The sequence below is a fragment of the Curtobacterium sp. PhB78 genome (assembly GCF_003751685.1).
In the GTDB taxonomy this organism is placed as follows: Bacteria; Actinomycetota; Actinomycetes; order Actinomycetales; family Microbacteriaceae; genus Curtobacterium.
Map to the genome: position 1 here is coordinate 394,320 of NZ_RKIA01000004.1, position 13,508 is coordinate 407,827.

Below are 13,508 nucleotides of genomic sequence, written 5' to 3' on the forward strand. Positions count from 1 at the left end.
CTGATGCGCCCCAATCAACGTTCGGGTGGACCGCTCAACGGAACGGCTCGCAGCCGGTGTTACGTCGCGACGGATGCATTCGACATGCACGACCAGGCAGTCGCCGACGTCGTCACCGAAGCTGAGCAGGTGGTGCAGTCACATGCCACGACCCGGGTGCGTCACCGCCAGCCTGCTAGCGCTGCTGGGCTCATGCCAGCCCCAGTGCGTGCCTGATCGCTGCCGTCCTATTCGTGTGACCCCAGCGAGCCGGCAGAATTCGCCCAACCAGTCTCTGCACTGCATGTCGAAAGGCAGCTCATGACCGCCACAACCCCGCGCACCACCGACACCGGGGTGCCCGTGTTCGATGCGCCCCGGACCGGCGCAAAAGGAAACATCATTGTCCGGTGGATCACCTCCACCGACCACAAAGTCATCGGCTACCTATACATGATGACCTCATTCATGTTCTTCCTCCTCGCCGGCGTCATGGCCCTCGTGATCCGCGCGCAACTGTTCGAACCGGGCCTCCAAATCGTGGCGACAAAGGAGCAGTACAACCAACTGTTCACCATGCACGGCACGATCATGCTGCTGCTGTTCGCGACACCGTTGTTCTCGGGTTTTGCGAACGCGATCATGCCGCTGCACCTCGGCGCGCCGGATGTCGCGTTTCCCCGACTGAACGCCTTTTCGTACTGGATCTACCTGTTCGGCGGCCTCATCACTGTGGGCGGTTTCCTGACTCCGCAGGGTGCAGCATCGTTCGGGTGGACCGCGTACGCGCCACTGTCGGACACGACCTTCACGCCAGGCCTCGGTGGCACCCTGTGGGTGTTCGGGCTCATCCTCGTCGGATTCGCATCAATCCTCGGGTCGGTCAACTTCATCACCACCATCATCTGCATGCGTGCCCCCGGCATGACGATGTTCCGCATGTCGATCTTCTCCTGGACCGTCCTGGTAACTGCGCTGCTGGTACTGATCGCGTTCCCGGTATTGGCCGCTGCCCTCTTCGGCCTCGGCCTCGACCGTGTCTTCGACGCGCAGATCTTCAATCCCGCCAACGGTGGAGCGCTGCTGTGGCAGCACATGTTCTGGTTCTTCGGGCACCCCGAGGTGTACATCATCGCGTTGCCGTTCTTCGGCATCATCTCCGAGATCATGCCCGTGTTCAGCCGAAAGCCGATTTTCGGCTACAAGACACTGATTTACGCCACCATCTCTATCGGAGCCTTGTCGGTGACCGTGTGGGCACACCACATGTACGTCACCGGCAGCGTCCTGCTGCCGTTCTTCTCACTGATGACGATGCTGATCGCAGTCCCGACCGGGGTGAAGATCTTCAACTGGATCGGCACCATGTGGCGCGGCTCGGTGACATTCGAAACACCGATGCTCTGGGCTGTCGGGTTTCTCATTACCTTCACCTTTGGTGGCCTTACCGGCGTGATCCTGTCGTCTCCGCCGTTGGACTTCCACCTCTCCGACAGCTACTTCGTCGTCGCCCACTTCCACTACGTCGTGTTCGGCACCGTCGTGTTTGCAATGTTCGGCGGTTTCTACTTCTGGTGGCCGAAGTGGACCGGGAAGATGCTCAACGAACGGCTCGGCAAGATCCACTTCTGGTTACTGTTCCTCGGGTTCCACACCACGTTCCTCGTGCAGCACTGGCTCGGCGTGATCGGCATGCCCCGCCGTTACGCGACCTACTTGCCGCAGGACGGGTTCACCTGGCTGAACCAGGTCTCCACGATCGGGTCGATACTGCTCGGGATCTCATTCCTGCCATTCCTGTTCAATATCTACATCACGGCTCGGAAGGCACCCAAGGTGCAGGTCAATGACCCATGGGGGTACGGTCGCTCCCTCGAGTGGGCAACCCAGTGTCCGGTGCCGCGACACAACTTCACCTCGATCCCCAGGATCCGGTCGGAGTCCCCGGCGTTCGACCTGAATCACCCTGAGGCTGGCATCCCGATCGGGCGCGGCCCATTCACAGATGCTCCGGATGGCCCCGTGGTGCATGGCAATTCTGTCAAGCAGGTTGGCGACGAGAACGGGCAGACGTTCTGATGCAACGGACGAGTCGGTCTCGCAGACGATTCAGTGCCAACGACGCGGAACGTGATCGGAGCGTGTCGCGGATGTCGATGAGCATGCGGGAAGCTGCGCAGATCTCGGCCAATGCCCGCAACGGACTGTTGGACCTGTCCGATCCGACGATCCGCCGTCTGGTCGGCGATGCGCACCAGATCACCGTCCGGGCGAGCGTGTGGGGCGACGCACCAGATGGGCAACCCCGCCGGCAGAAGCGGCTGCTGCTCACCGGCGTCTCCCTCGTCGTCTTGATCGCTGCCGCAGCACTGTTCGTTCCGCTGCTGCATGCCGTTTGATCCGTCCCCGACACCCGCCGCCACATAAGGGAGCACCAATGACCCCCCACACCATCGCCAGCGTGTACCGCGACGTGGTGCATCAGTGGAGCACGCAGTACGCCGGCCGGCGATCGATCATCGCGGTCGATGGTGATTCCGTCGACGCCGTGCACGCGGTTGCGACGGCGCTCGGTGACGCGGTCACTGCAGCTGGCTACGCCGTGCAACACGAGACGATCACTTCGGTCATCACCGCGATGGGAGCACGAGCGGATGTGGCGATTCCCTTCCGCAGCGACCCGGTAGGAGCGGACGTGCTCATCGTGACCGGATGGGGACTGTTGCAAGTGCCCGCTCGAGGGCTCTGGGACTGGACGATCTGGGCCAGTACCGGCATTGTCCGCGCGCCCATCCGTGATGTCGGAGCCGCGCAGGCGTTCACGCAACGAGACGAACCGCGATCCGCAGCGAACGCCATCATCGACGTTTCCAACCCCAACACACCATTCCGTGAATGGAACGACGCGTGCGCAATATGACAACCCCGCGAAGCCGTGGCCGCCAGCTCCGGTTCGCCAGCAGACGACTACACCGGGTGGGTTGCGGTGTGCAGGAACGCCGCGGTCGCGGCTGATGGCGGCGTCGACCAGATCGCGGTAAACCGCCGAAGCGGTGATGGGCCATCGACCGGGACCCGCACGAGGACCCCAGCGTCGACATCCGCACGTACCGAACGGACACTCATCACCGCCGGCGCCACGCCTGAGCGAACGTTCGCGCGAATCACCGCGGTGGTATCAAGCTGCGCCGCCGGTTCCACCATCGTCAACCCCTGGTCACGCAACCACCCTTCCACGACAGCGCGCGTGCCCGATCCCTGCTCGCGCACCAGCAGCGGTGTCGCGGCGACATCCGCCGCCGTCACAGACGCCGCTGACGCCCATGGATGCTCTGCCGCAACGACCACCGTGAGCTCATCGTCCGCAACCGGCATCGCATGAAGATCCACCGGCGTGTGTGGCCCCTCAACGAACCCGATGTCAGCGGCGCCGGTGCGGACGTACCCGATCACGTCGGTGCTGTTCCCCGCCAACATGCGCACACTGATCTCCGGCGCCGCACGACGGGAGCGCAACAACCACTCCGGCAACATCAACTCCGCGATCGTTTGCGACGCGGCAACCGTGATCGTGCCCGATGGCAGCCGCAGTGCATGCACACCTGCCTCCAATCGTGCTGCCGCATCCAACACCGGTGCGGCAAGCTCCATCACCGTCGCCCCAGCATCGGTGAGCCACGAACCCGACGAGGAACGCACCACCAGCTGCACCCCGACCATCCGCTCCGCCGCCGCAATCCGCGCTGACACCGCCTGTTGAGTGATGCCCAACTGGCTCGCAGCCATCGACAACGAGCCCGACTCCGAGACACGCTGCAGCACGTCCAACGTGTCGAGATCCAGCTTCCGGTCCGTCACACGACGTTTCACAAACCATGATTGTGCCACCCCGAAACAGTTCGTGGTTCCACCCCGCCCGAGGTCGGGGTCAGACTGCCTGCATGACCACCCAGACCGCACCGGCACCCAGCACGACCAAGCGGCACGGTGCCCCAAAGCGGCGCACGGTGTTCCGAGAGCTCGATCGGCCAGGGCATATCGTGTCGAACCTGACTCCGAACTGGTTCGCATCCATCATGGGCACCGGCATCGTCGCCGTCGCCGCTGCATCACTCCCGCTGCAGTTCCCAGGGCTGCGCACTGGCGCGACGGTGGTGTGGGCAATCGCTGCGATCCTGCTCATCGCCCTCACCATCGCGACGGTCCTGCATTGGGTGCGCTACCGGGACACCGCGGCGAAGCACCACCTGCACCCGGTCATCTCGCACTTCTACGGCGCCCCGCCAATGGCGTTTCTCACCGTCGGTGCAGGCACGATCCTGCTCGGCAAGGACTGGATCGGCCTCCCCGCCGCCGTCACCATCGACTGGGTCCTCTGGACCATCGGCACCATCGGAGGACTGCTCACGGCAGTGCTCGTGCCGTACCTGGCGTTCACCCGCCACGAGAACAAACCCGACTCCGCGTTCGGCGGTTGGCTGATGCCGATCGTCCCGCCGATGGTGTCCGCCTCCACCGGAGCGCTCCTCCTGTCCTACGCCCCCGCCGGACAGGCACGGGAGACGCTGCTGTGGGCCTGCTACGGCTTCTTCGGCCTCAGCCTCATCACGTCCCTGGTCGTGATCACCCTGATCTGGAACCGTCTCGCGCAGCACAAGGTCGGCGCCGCCGGCATGGTCCCGACTCTGTGGATCGTCCTCGGGCCGGTCGGGCAGTCGATCACCGCCGTGAACCTCCTCGCCTCGAACGCCCCCACCGTTGTCGATGCGAGTACCGCGCATGCCCTGCTGGTCGTGGCGCTGGTGTACGGGTTCGCGATGCTCGGCTTCGCGCTGCTGTGGACCGTCATCGCCCTCGCCATCACCATCCGCACCGCGAAGCAGCACCTCCCGTTCAGCCTGACCTGGTGGTCGTTCACGTTCCCCGTCGGCACCTGCGTCACCGGCCTGAACGGCCTGGCCCTGCACTCCGGACTCACCGTCGTCGCTGGCCTCGCCGTCCTGTACTACGCCGGCCTCGTCGCCGCGTGGATCACTGTTGCCGTCCGCACCTTCCACGGCTCCGTCATCCGCGGCACCCTCCTCGCGCCCCCGAAGCCAGCTTGATGCGGCGATCACCACGTGATGCTGCCGCCGCTGTGCGCGACACCGGTCGGACGTTCGCACCGGCGGATGTTCGGTCGCTGAACGGGTTGGCGGAGATGTGGCGGCTCGCACCGGATGGGACCAGGCGATTCGTGCCGGGCTTCGACGCTCACTCCGGTGGGGTCGAATCCCAGGTCCTGGTGCTGATGGAATCGCCCGGTCCCGCCACGATCGCGGTCGGCGCGGGTGCGATCTGCAGCGAGGACAATCCCGGCCCGACAGTGGCTGCGTTCAGGCGCGCGCGTGCGGAATCTGGGCTGCCGCGTACGGCGTACCTGCGGTGGAATATCGTGCCGTGGGAACTCGCGAGAAGACCCACGCGAGCAGATCTGGTGGAAAGCATCCCCGCGCTGTCGACGCTCCTTGCCTCGCTTCCGCAACTGGCCGCGATCGTCACCTTCGGAGCCACGGCGCTGGACGGCGTCATGCGGTACCTCACCATGACAGACGCCCCGACTGTGCTACCGGTGATCGCCGCGCCACACCCCTCACCGGCCAACGGTCGGCACCGGGCCGAACAACACCTCCGCGCCGTGAATGCGTTACGGGTCGGATGGGCAATTGCGCAAAGGAGCAGCAGACCGTTATGACCTCCCGCACAACGCCGACGCAAGAGCCCGACAACATCCCCGAAGAGCAACAAGCTGAGCTGCTGTCCTTGATGCTCCGAGTGCGGCGGTTCGAGGAACGCGCCGCCCGCGCCTACACGCAAGCCCTGATCGGTGGATACTGCCACCTGAATCTCGGCGAGGAGGCTGCGGTCGCCGGGATCACGACCGCGATGCAGCCGATGGATTACCTGTTCACCAACTACCGGGAGCACGGGTACGCGATCGGCCGCGGAATCGACCCGAACCGGGTGATGGCGGAGTTGTACGGCCGCGTCGACGGGGTTTCCAGTGGTTGGGGCGGCTCCATGCACATGTTCGACCTCACCGCGAGGCTCCTCGGCGGCTATGGGATCGTCGGCGGGCAAATCCCGCTCGCCACCGGGGCAGCCCTCGCGATCGACTACCGCGGCGGCGACGAGGTCGTGGTGTGCACGCTCGGAGACGGGACGACGAACATCGGCGCGTTCCACGAGTCGTTGAACCTCGCCGCGCTGTGGCATCTGCCGATCGTGTACGTCATCATCAACAACCAGCTCGGGATGGGCACGACCGTCGAACACGCCTCCGCGGAACCGAAACTGTACAAGCGCGCTGCCTCCTACCGGATGGCCGCCGAACGCGCCGACGGGCTGCACCCGGTCACCGTGCAGCAAGCGATGACCCGCGCACTCGCGTCAGCGCGTCGAAATGAGCCGTTCCTGCTGGAACTCACCACCGAACGCTTGAAAGGCCATTCGGTGGTGGACCCGGCGAAGTACCGCACCGACAGCGAAACGGAAGCGCTCCGCGAGCACGACCCGGTCGCCGCCTACCGGGCGGCGCTGATCGCCGCAGAGATCATCGACGACGATGCCGCCGCCGCCATGGACGCCGCCGCCATCGCTGCAGCCACCGCGGCAGCGGACTACGCCGCGAACAGCGCCCACCCGGACCCCAGCACCCTGTTCGACTACACCTACGCCACACCGGTCCCGAACGACACGCGCCGGCTCCCTGCACAGCCGCTGTTCCCACCGCCCACTGACACGAACTATCCCGCCACGACAAGTCAGGAGCAGACCCGATGACTGTGATGAGCTACCGGGACGCGCTCCGGATGACGCTCCGCGAGGAACTCCTCGCGGACGAGAACGTGCTCCTGCTCGGCGAAGAGATCGGGATATTCGAAGGGTCGTACAAAATCACTCAGGGGCTGCTCGAGGAGTTCGGGCCACGCCGTGTCCGCGACACCCCAATCGCGGAAGAAGGGTTCACCGGTGCCGCGATCGGTGCCGCGATGCTCGGACTGCGACCGGTGGTGGAGATCATGACCATCAACTTCTCCCTCCTCGCACTCGATCAGATCGTCAACCACGCCGCGAAGATCTACGGCATGTTCGGCGGGCAGAGCCGCGTACCGCTAGTGATCCGCACACCAGGTGGCGGCGGTCAACAGCTCGGTGCAACGCACTCGCAGAACGTGGAGCTGTACTACGCGTTCGTACCCGGTATGAAAGTCGTCGCACCGTCCACCCCAGCGGACGCACGTACGCTCCTGCGTGCGTCGATCCGGGACGACGACCCGGTGCTGTTCCTCGAGAACCTCGCCCTCTACAACATCAAGGACGACGTACCCGATGACGTCGACGACGTCGAAATTGGTCGCGCCGCTGTCAGCCGCGTCGGGTCTGACGTCACGCTCATCGGCTACTCACGCACCGCGCACCTGGCGCGGCAAGCAGCAACACGGCTCGCCGAGGACGGCATCGACGCCGAAGTCATCGACCTGCGAAGCCTCCGCCCACTCGATCGCGAGACCGTGATCCGTTCCGTGCGGAAGACCCACGCCGCGGTCGTCCTTGAAGACGACTGGCTCACTTACGGCATCGGCGCGGAGCTTGCCGCGTCGATCTCCGACGGCGCCTTCGACGACCTCGACGCACCAGTCCGCCGCGTCGCGATGGCCGAAGTTCCCCTGCCATACGCCAAGCCCCTCGAAACGGTGGCCCTTCCCGCGCTCGAGGACGCGATTACCGCCGTCCACGAAACCCTCCACGCGGTCGGCTGGCGCGCCTCCGACCGGAACGGAACGTCCCGATGATCCAGATCACCATGCCGCGGCTGTCGGACACGATGGAAGAAGGCGCCATCTCCGCCTGGCACAAGCACCCCGGCGACATCGTCGAAGTCGGCGACATCCTCGTCGAGATCGAAACCGACAAAGCCACCATGGAATACGAAGCCTACGACGCTGGCACCTTGACGGAGATCCTCGTTCCCGAAGGAGAGAACGTTGCGATAGGGACTCCCATCGCGACGCTCGACGACGGTTCCGGCCCCGCGCTCAGCCCGGCGGATGGCCAACGCGCGGACTCGCCCGCCGATGAGCACACATCGCCGACCACTCCAACGTTCGTCCCCGCTCCCGCGTTCGACACATCATCCGAGCACGACCACCCCGCACGCACATCGGAAGATCCCCCCGTGGAGCCGCAACAGCGTGAACGCTCCGAAGGCATACCCGCGCCGGCAGAGCACATCGCGTTCGCGTCCCCACTGGCACGCAAACTCGCTCGCGAACACCACGTCGACATCGCCACCGTTCACGGATCGGGCCCCGGCGGCCGCCTTGTCAGGGCTGATGTCGAAGCCATCATCGACGCGGACCAGAGTGCTGCAGCTTTAGAGCACGATGTCCCGTCGACGGCAACGCTCCCCGTGCCTGGCAGCGCCTCCACACACCATCAGCAAGACACCGACGCGGACGTGACGACGCCGATGACCGGGACGCGGAAGGTGATCGCTCGCCGACTCACCGAGAGCGCCCGCACCATCCCGCACTTCACCGTCACCGCCGTCGCCGACGCTGACGCCCTCATTGATCTGCGCACCATGGTGAACGCATCACGGATCAGACAAGACACCGCGAAAGTCAGCCTCAACGACTTCATCGTCAAGGCCGCAGCCCTCGCCCTGGCCGCGCACCCGGCCATCAACGTCTCCTACCAAGACGACCCGGATCCTGCGATCACGCAGCACACTGCAGTGAACATCGGGATCGCGATGGCCGCGCCGGCCGGCCTCGTTGTCCCGGTCATGACACATGCCGACACCAGAAGCGTCAGCAGCATCAGCGCCGCCAGCCGATCCTTCAGCGCCCGTGCGGCGGATCGGAAACTGCAACCCGCCGACATGACCGGCGGCACGTTCACCGTCAGTAACCTCGGCATGTTCGGCGCGGAGTCCTTCACCGCCATCATCAACCCGCCCGAAAGCGCAATCCTCGCCGTTGGAGCAGCGACGGCGGACGCTGCCGTACACGACGGCAACCTCGTCGTCCGCCACAGGATCCGCCTCACGCTCTCCGCAGACCATCGCGTCATCGACGGCGCCCTCGCCGCTCAATACCTACAGACGCTCACCAGCCTCCTTGAAGACCCGATCTCACTCTTACTATGACGCCACGGAACGATCTGGACACCGTGGCAGGGAATCATTCACCCGACGGCGGTCGACGTTGCTGCAGCTCCTCCGGCAGCGACCGGATCTCGGCAGACAGTTCACGTAGTTCACGCCGGGTCGCGATCTGTGCTTCGTCGTCACGTCGACCGACCTGATCAATGATCCAGCTCGCGATTGTCGCGGTAACTACACCCAGCAGCGCGATGCCACTGATCATCACTCCCGCGGCGATCAACCGACCTGTCTCGGTCACCGGGGTCAGATCACCGTACCCAACGGTCGTGATCGTGACCAACGCCCACCACAGCGCATCCCCGAATGACACAATCGTCGCGCCGTCGGCATGCCGTTCCACATCGAGGATCGCTAACGCGGACACGAACACCAGCAAAGCTGTCGTCACAATCACGTACACGATCACTCGCCCGCGAACGGCAGCCCCGGTGCTCCGCTGCAGGACTCGGAACAGCTGCGCGAGCCGCAACAGCCGTAAAGGCCTCAGGAACGGCAACGCAAGAGCGGCCAGGTCCACCAGATGGTGCACGAACCACCGACCACGATGACGCGCCAACAGGAGCGTCACGAGGTAGTCCACCACGAACATCGCCCACGTGACGTTGATCACAACATCCGACACGAACGCGCTGCGGCCGTGATGATCGGCGAGCACCTCCACCGCATACGCAGCAAGAAACGCTCCCGCCGCGATCGCAAGCGGCCACCGCATTACCCGTTCCCACCGCTGCTGTGTCCACCTCACATGTGCACGATATTGCCCCTCGCCTCAGCCAGCACCTACCGAAGACCTCCCCGCGACCACGTCGACCCCCGCTCCGAGCGGGCCGCCCGAAACCGGACTCCTGGGACGCCAGATCCTGCGCCTAACCCTCACCTCGCGGGAACCACCGATTCCCGTCCGACCCGACGACATCGGGCGCGGCCGTCGCTCACTTGCCGGACTGCTCGAGATGCTCCCCGAACTCCGCGCCGTGGTCGCCAGCGGCGGTATGGCCATCGACAGCGTCATGCGACACCTCACCCTCCACGCTTGCGCCCGCGTCATCCCCGTCCTGGCAACGCCACACCCGTCACCGGCAAACGGACGCCATCGTTGAGAGCACCACCCGCAGCGGCTCCCTGCAAAGCCCGGATCTAGCTATGTGCCGATAACGAACCATTCCGCTACAACTGTCCGAACCGACGCTCCGGCAATATGCGAGACGGCGTGTCTTGTAGCGGAACTCAGTCCCGGAATCTACGTGTCGCCTCTACCCCTCCTGGTCGAGTTTCGCTACGTTCTCTTCATGGGGCACCTCCTCGGGTACGCGCGTGTATCCACCACCGACCAGGACGCGTCATTGCAGGTCGATGCGCTGAACGCTGCCGGCTGCTTCCGCGTATTCGTCGACACCATGTCTGGGTCACTCGAGCACCGACCAGAACTCGACAAGCTCCTCGACCAGATCCGCCCCGGCGACACACTCGTCGTCTGGCGTCTCGACCGACTCGGGCGCTCGATCCGGCACCTCATCGACCAGCTGCACGGCCTCGCGGACCGTGGTGTCGGATTCCGGTCGCTGCAGGAGACCATTGACACCACCTCGCCCGGCGGCCGCCTCGTCTTCCACGTGTTCGCGGCCCTGGCGGAGTTCGAACGGGACCTCATCAAGGAGCGCACCAATGCCGGCCTTGCTGCGGCTCGCGCCCGTGGCCGCACCGGCGGGCGTCCACCGCGGCTGTCCTCTGACCAAGTCCGAACGGCGCGCCGGTTGTACGAGCAGCAGGACATGACCGTCGCGCAGATCGGAGACGTCCTCGGAGTCAGCAGGACGACCATTTACCGCACGCTCGCGAAGCACACCGAGGTCATGACCGCTCGACGCACCAAGCCCTCCCCGTCGATGTAGCGACCGTGGACGCGGACGAGCGGTGGCGAATCCTTCGACTGCATGTCGATGACGCGATTCCGCTTGCCGAGCTCGTCCGCACAACGGGTGTGCCGCGTCGGACCCTGACGCGGTGGCTCGCCCGCTACCGAACAGGCGGCTACGACGCGCTCTCCGACAGTGTTCGCCTGGATCGTGGGGTCAGGCGCACATCGCCGGATCTCGTGGCTCTGGTTGAGGCACTGGCCCTGACCCGGCCACGACCTTCGATCGCCACCATCCACCGGCGCCTGGTCGAGCGCTGCGCTGGCCGCGACGCCGATGCACCGTCGTACTCGACCGTGCAGAACATCGTGCGCGCTCTCGACCCAGGGATGGTGACCCTGGCGCTCGACGGGCCTGCATCGTACCGGGATAAACACGAGCTGCTCCTCCGGCGTCGAGCGGACCAGCCGAACGCGGTCTGGCAGGCCGATCACACGATGCTCGACATCCTGATTGTCGGCCCGGACGGGAGGCCGGCTCGTCCTTGGCTGACCGTCATCCTCGACGACTACTCCCGAGCGGTGTGCGGGTATCTGGTGTTCCTCGGTGCGCCATCGGCGGCGAACACCGCGCTCGCTCTCCGGCAGGCGATCTGGCACAAGGTCCAACCCGATTGGCCCATCTGCGGCATCCCCAACGTGCTCTACGTCGACCACGGGTCCGACTTCACCAGCCACCGACTCAGTGCAACCGCCGGATCACTGCACCTTCGGATCGTGCACTCCGCAGTCGGTCGACCGCAAGGCCGCGGAAAGATTGAGCGGTTCTTTGGCACCGTCAACACGGAACTGCTCACCGGCCTGCCCGGCCACCTGACGACGAAGACGCCCGCTCCGTCACCAGTCCTCGACCTCGCTGGCCTCGATGCGGCTGTCGTGGCGTTCATCGGCCGCTACAACACTCGCATTCACCGGGAAACGAAACAGTCCCCGGTGGACGCATGGATCGCTGGCGGCTGGCTGGCCCGCATGCCCGACTCCCTCGAACAGCTCGACGGATTTCTCCTGACCGTGCCGGCGTCCCGGATCGTGCAACGCGACGGCATCCGCTTCCAGGGCCTTCGCTACACGTCACCAACACTGGCACCGTTCGTCGGGGCGACAGTGACGATCCGCTACGACCCACGAGACATCACCGAGATCCGCGTGTTCCACCGCAACATCTACCTCTGCACCGCAGTCAACCCGGAACACCAGAGCGAAACCGTCTCCCTCAAACAGATCCAGGCCGCGAGAAACGCGCACCGCCGAGCGCTCCGCGGACAGATCCAAGAACGCATCGCTGTCGTCGAACATCCGCCAGCGCAGGAGCCACCGTCCGAGCCCGTATCTCAGCAGCGCCGACGGAGGCTCCGTACCTACGAGGAGGACCAGTGATGCCCAACCAGTTCGTCGTCACCAAGGAACACCGTCGATTCACGGAGTTCGCCGACGCCGTTCGCAAGCAACAGACCATCGGAATCTGTTTCGGCGCCGCCGGCGTCGGCAAGACGCTCTCGGCCCGCCGCTACGCACACTGGGACCTCATCGGACCCTTCATCAAGCAATGGGGTCCTCGATCCGAAAGCGACCTCAAGGTCTACGCCGCTGCCCACCGAGCGCGCACCGTCTTCTACACGCCGCAGGTCGCTGCTTCCCTGCGGTCCCTTCGCGACCAGCTCGACTACGACCTACGCCACACGAACATCCTCGTCGAGGAACACCTCCGACTCATCGGTCACACCGTCAGCTACCGCCACGGTCAACCACCGTCCCAGCTCGAGCTCGTCATCGTCGACGAAGCGGAACGGCTTACCGCCACCGCGATCGAGTGGCTCCGCGATCAGTACGACCGCACAGGCACAGCGCTGATCTTGATCGGGATGCCCGGCATCGAGAAGCAATTCGCGCACTACCCGCAGCTCTACAGCCGTCTCGGCTTCGCACACCAGTACCGCCCACTCGGCCACGACGAGCTGCTGTTCGTCCTCGAACGCCAGTGGCGAAAGCTCGGCCACACCCTCGACCCTGACGACTTCACCGACGCCCAAGCCGTCGCCGCCATCGAACGGATCACCCGCGGTAACTTCCGCCTCCTTGAACGACTCCTCCCGCAGATCCAACGCGTGCTCCGCATCAACGAACTCGACGTCATCACCAACGACGTCATCGAAGCCGCCCGCAGCACTCTTGTCATTGGCGTCAGCTAACAAGCCAAAGAACGATGCCCGAACCGGGCCATGAGGCGCTGCCGCTCACAACGAGGACCCATGAAGAGAACGTAGCGAAACTCGTTGGACGGGGTAGTAGCGGGACGTAGATTCCGGGACTGGGTTTCGCTACAAGACACGCCGCTGTCGCCGATGTCTCACCGCGACCTCGGCCCGCTGTAGCGGAATCGGAGGTTTTTGATACGTCCGGCAG

13 protein-coding genes are annotated in these 13,508 nt (G+C 65.0%); 11 read left to right on the forward strand and 2 right to left on the reverse strand.

Going from position 1 to position 13,508, the window contains the following annotated elements:
• Positions 1–300 precede the first annotated feature (300 nt).
• The 3 genes from ctaD (at position 301) to EDF53_RS11710 (ending at position 2,899) form a co-directional block, all read left to right on the forward strand.
• Positions 301–2,058 carry a cytochrome c oxidase subunit I gene (ctaD, locus tag EDF53_RS11700; RefSeq protein ID WP_123293731.1) on the forward strand — a complete coding sequence of 586 codons (1,758 nt, stop codon included), beginning with the start codon at positions 301–303 and terminating at the stop codon, positions 2,056–2,058.
• 71 nt (positions 2,059–2,129) lie between these two features.
• Entirely contained in the window at positions 2,130–2,378 is a 249-nt protein-coding gene (locus tag EDF53_RS11705) for a hypothetical protein (RefSeq protein ID WP_123293732.1), read from the forward strand.
• A gap of 38 nt (positions 2,379–2,416) precedes the next feature.
• Positions 2,417–2,899, forward strand: coding sequence for a hypothetical protein (locus EDF53_RS11710; protein ID WP_123293733.1), 483 nt, complete (start codon positions 2,417–2,419; stop codon positions 2,897–2,899).
• A gap of 47 nt (positions 2,900–2,946) precedes the next feature.
• On the opposite strand, the gene EDF53_RS11715 is transcribed toward EDF53_RS11710, so the two are convergent.
• A complete protein-coding gene (locus EDF53_RS11715; protein WP_235035966.1) occupies positions 2,947–3,867 on the reverse strand; it encodes a LysR family transcriptional regulator in 921 nt (306 codons plus the stop codon).
• 152 nt (positions 3,868–4,019) lie between these two features.
• Here EDF53_RS11715 and EDF53_RS11720 point away from each other — a divergent pair, with 152 nt between their 5' ends.
• Genes EDF53_RS11720 through EDF53_RS11740 form a run of 5 tightly spaced genes read left to right on the forward strand, consistent with a single transcriptional unit; the run spans position 4,020 to position 9,172 of the window.
• Entirely contained in the window at positions 4,020–5,084 is a 1,065-nt protein-coding gene (locus tag EDF53_RS11720; protein WP_235035965.1) for a TDT family transporter, read from the forward strand.
• A gap of 32 nt (positions 5,085–5,116) precedes the next feature.
• Entirely contained in the window at positions 5,117–5,713 is a 597-nt protein-coding gene (locus tag EDF53_RS11725; protein ID WP_159573342.1) for a uracil-DNA glycosylase family protein, read from the forward strand.
• The gene (locus EDF53_RS11730) at positions 5,710–6,801 is read left to right on the forward strand and encodes a thiamine pyrophosphate-dependent enzyme (protein WP_200849223.1); all 1,092 of its coding nucleotides are present in this window, start codon (positions 5,710–5,712) and stop codon (positions 6,799–6,801) included. The genes EDF53_RS11725 and EDF53_RS11730 overlap by 4 nt, the downstream gene beginning before the upstream one ends.
• Entirely contained in the window at positions 6,798–7,814 is a 1,017-nt protein-coding gene (locus EDF53_RS11735) for an alpha-ketoacid dehydrogenase subunit beta (protein ID WP_123293737.1), read from the forward strand. The genes EDF53_RS11730 and EDF53_RS11735 overlap by 4 nt, the downstream gene beginning before the upstream one ends.
• Positions 7,811–9,172: a dihydrolipoamide acetyltransferase family protein gene (locus EDF53_RS11740; protein WP_123293738.1), complete on the forward strand. Its 1,362-nt coding sequence runs from the start codon at positions 7,811–7,813 to the stop codon at positions 9,170–9,172. Before EDF53_RS11735 ends, EDF53_RS11740 begins: the two co-directional genes overlap by 4 nt.
• Before the next feature lie 34 nt (positions 9,173–9,206).
• Here EDF53_RS11740 and EDF53_RS11745 read toward each other — a convergent pair whose 3' ends face one another.
• A complete protein-coding gene (locus EDF53_RS11745) occupies positions 9,207–9,902 on the reverse strand; it encodes a potassium channel family protein (protein ID WP_123293739.1) in 696 nt (231 codons plus the stop codon).
• A 577-nt stretch (positions 9,903–10,479) separates the two neighbouring features.
• On the opposite strand from EDF53_RS11745, the gene EDF53_RS11750 reads away from it, so the two are divergent.
• Genes EDF53_RS11750 through EDF53_RS11760 form a run of 3 tightly spaced genes read left to right on the forward strand, consistent with a single transcriptional unit; the run spans position 10,480 to position 13,294 of the window.
• The gene (locus tag EDF53_RS11750; protein WP_123293853.1) at positions 10,480–11,082 is read left to right on the forward strand and encodes a recombinase family protein; all 603 of its coding nucleotides are present in this window, start codon (positions 10,480–10,482) and stop codon (positions 11,080–11,082) included.
• A gap of 5 nt (positions 11,083–11,087) precedes the next feature.
• Positions 11,088–12,482, forward strand: a complete 1,395-nt coding sequence (locus tag EDF53_RS11755; RefSeq protein ID WP_123293740.1) for a Mu transposase C-terminal domain-containing protein — start codon at positions 11,088–11,090, stop codon at positions 12,480–12,482.
• Positions 12,482–13,294, forward strand: a complete 813-nt coding sequence (locus EDF53_RS11760) for an AAA family ATPase (protein ID WP_123293741.1) — start codon at positions 12,482–12,484, stop codon at positions 13,292–13,294. The genes EDF53_RS11755 and EDF53_RS11760 overlap by 1 nt, the downstream gene beginning before the upstream one ends.
• The last annotated feature ends 214 nt before the right edge of the window (positions 13,295–13,508 follow it).

Coding starts and splice junctions, on each gene's coding strand:
- EDF53_RS11750 (WP_123293853.1), top strand. CDS start 10,480: ATGGGGCACCTCCTCGGGTACGCGCGTGTATCCACCACCGACCAGGAC.
- ctaD (WP_123293731.1), top strand. CDS start 301: ATGACCGCCACAACCCCGCGCACCACCGACACCGGGGTGCCCGTGTTC.
- EDF53_RS11760 (WP_123293741.1), top strand. CDS start 12,482: ATGCCCAACCAGTTCGTCGTCACCAAGGAACACCGTCGATTCACGGAG.
- EDF53_RS11710 (WP_123293733.1), top strand. CDS start 2,417: ATGACCCCCCACACCATCGCCAGCGTGTACCGCGACGTGGTGCATCAG.
- EDF53_RS11705 (WP_123293732.1), top strand. CDS start 2,130: ATGTCGATGAGCATGCGGGAAGCTGCGCAGATCTCGGCCAATGCCCGC.
- EDF53_RS11740 (WP_123293738.1), top strand. CDS start 7,811: ATGATCCAGATCACCATGCCGCGGCTGTCGGACACGATGGAAGAAGGC.
- EDF53_RS11730 (WP_200849223.1), top strand. CDS start 5,710: ATGACCTCCCGCACAACGCCGACGCAAGAGCCCGACAACATCCCCGAA.
- EDF53_RS11745 (WP_123293739.1), bottom strand. CDS start 9,902: ATGCGGTGGCCGCTTGCGATCGCGGCGGGAGCGTTTCTTGCTGCGTAT.
- EDF53_RS11735 (WP_123293737.1), top strand. CDS start 6,798: ATGACTGTGATGAGCTACCGGGACGCGCTCCGGATGACGCTCCGCGAG.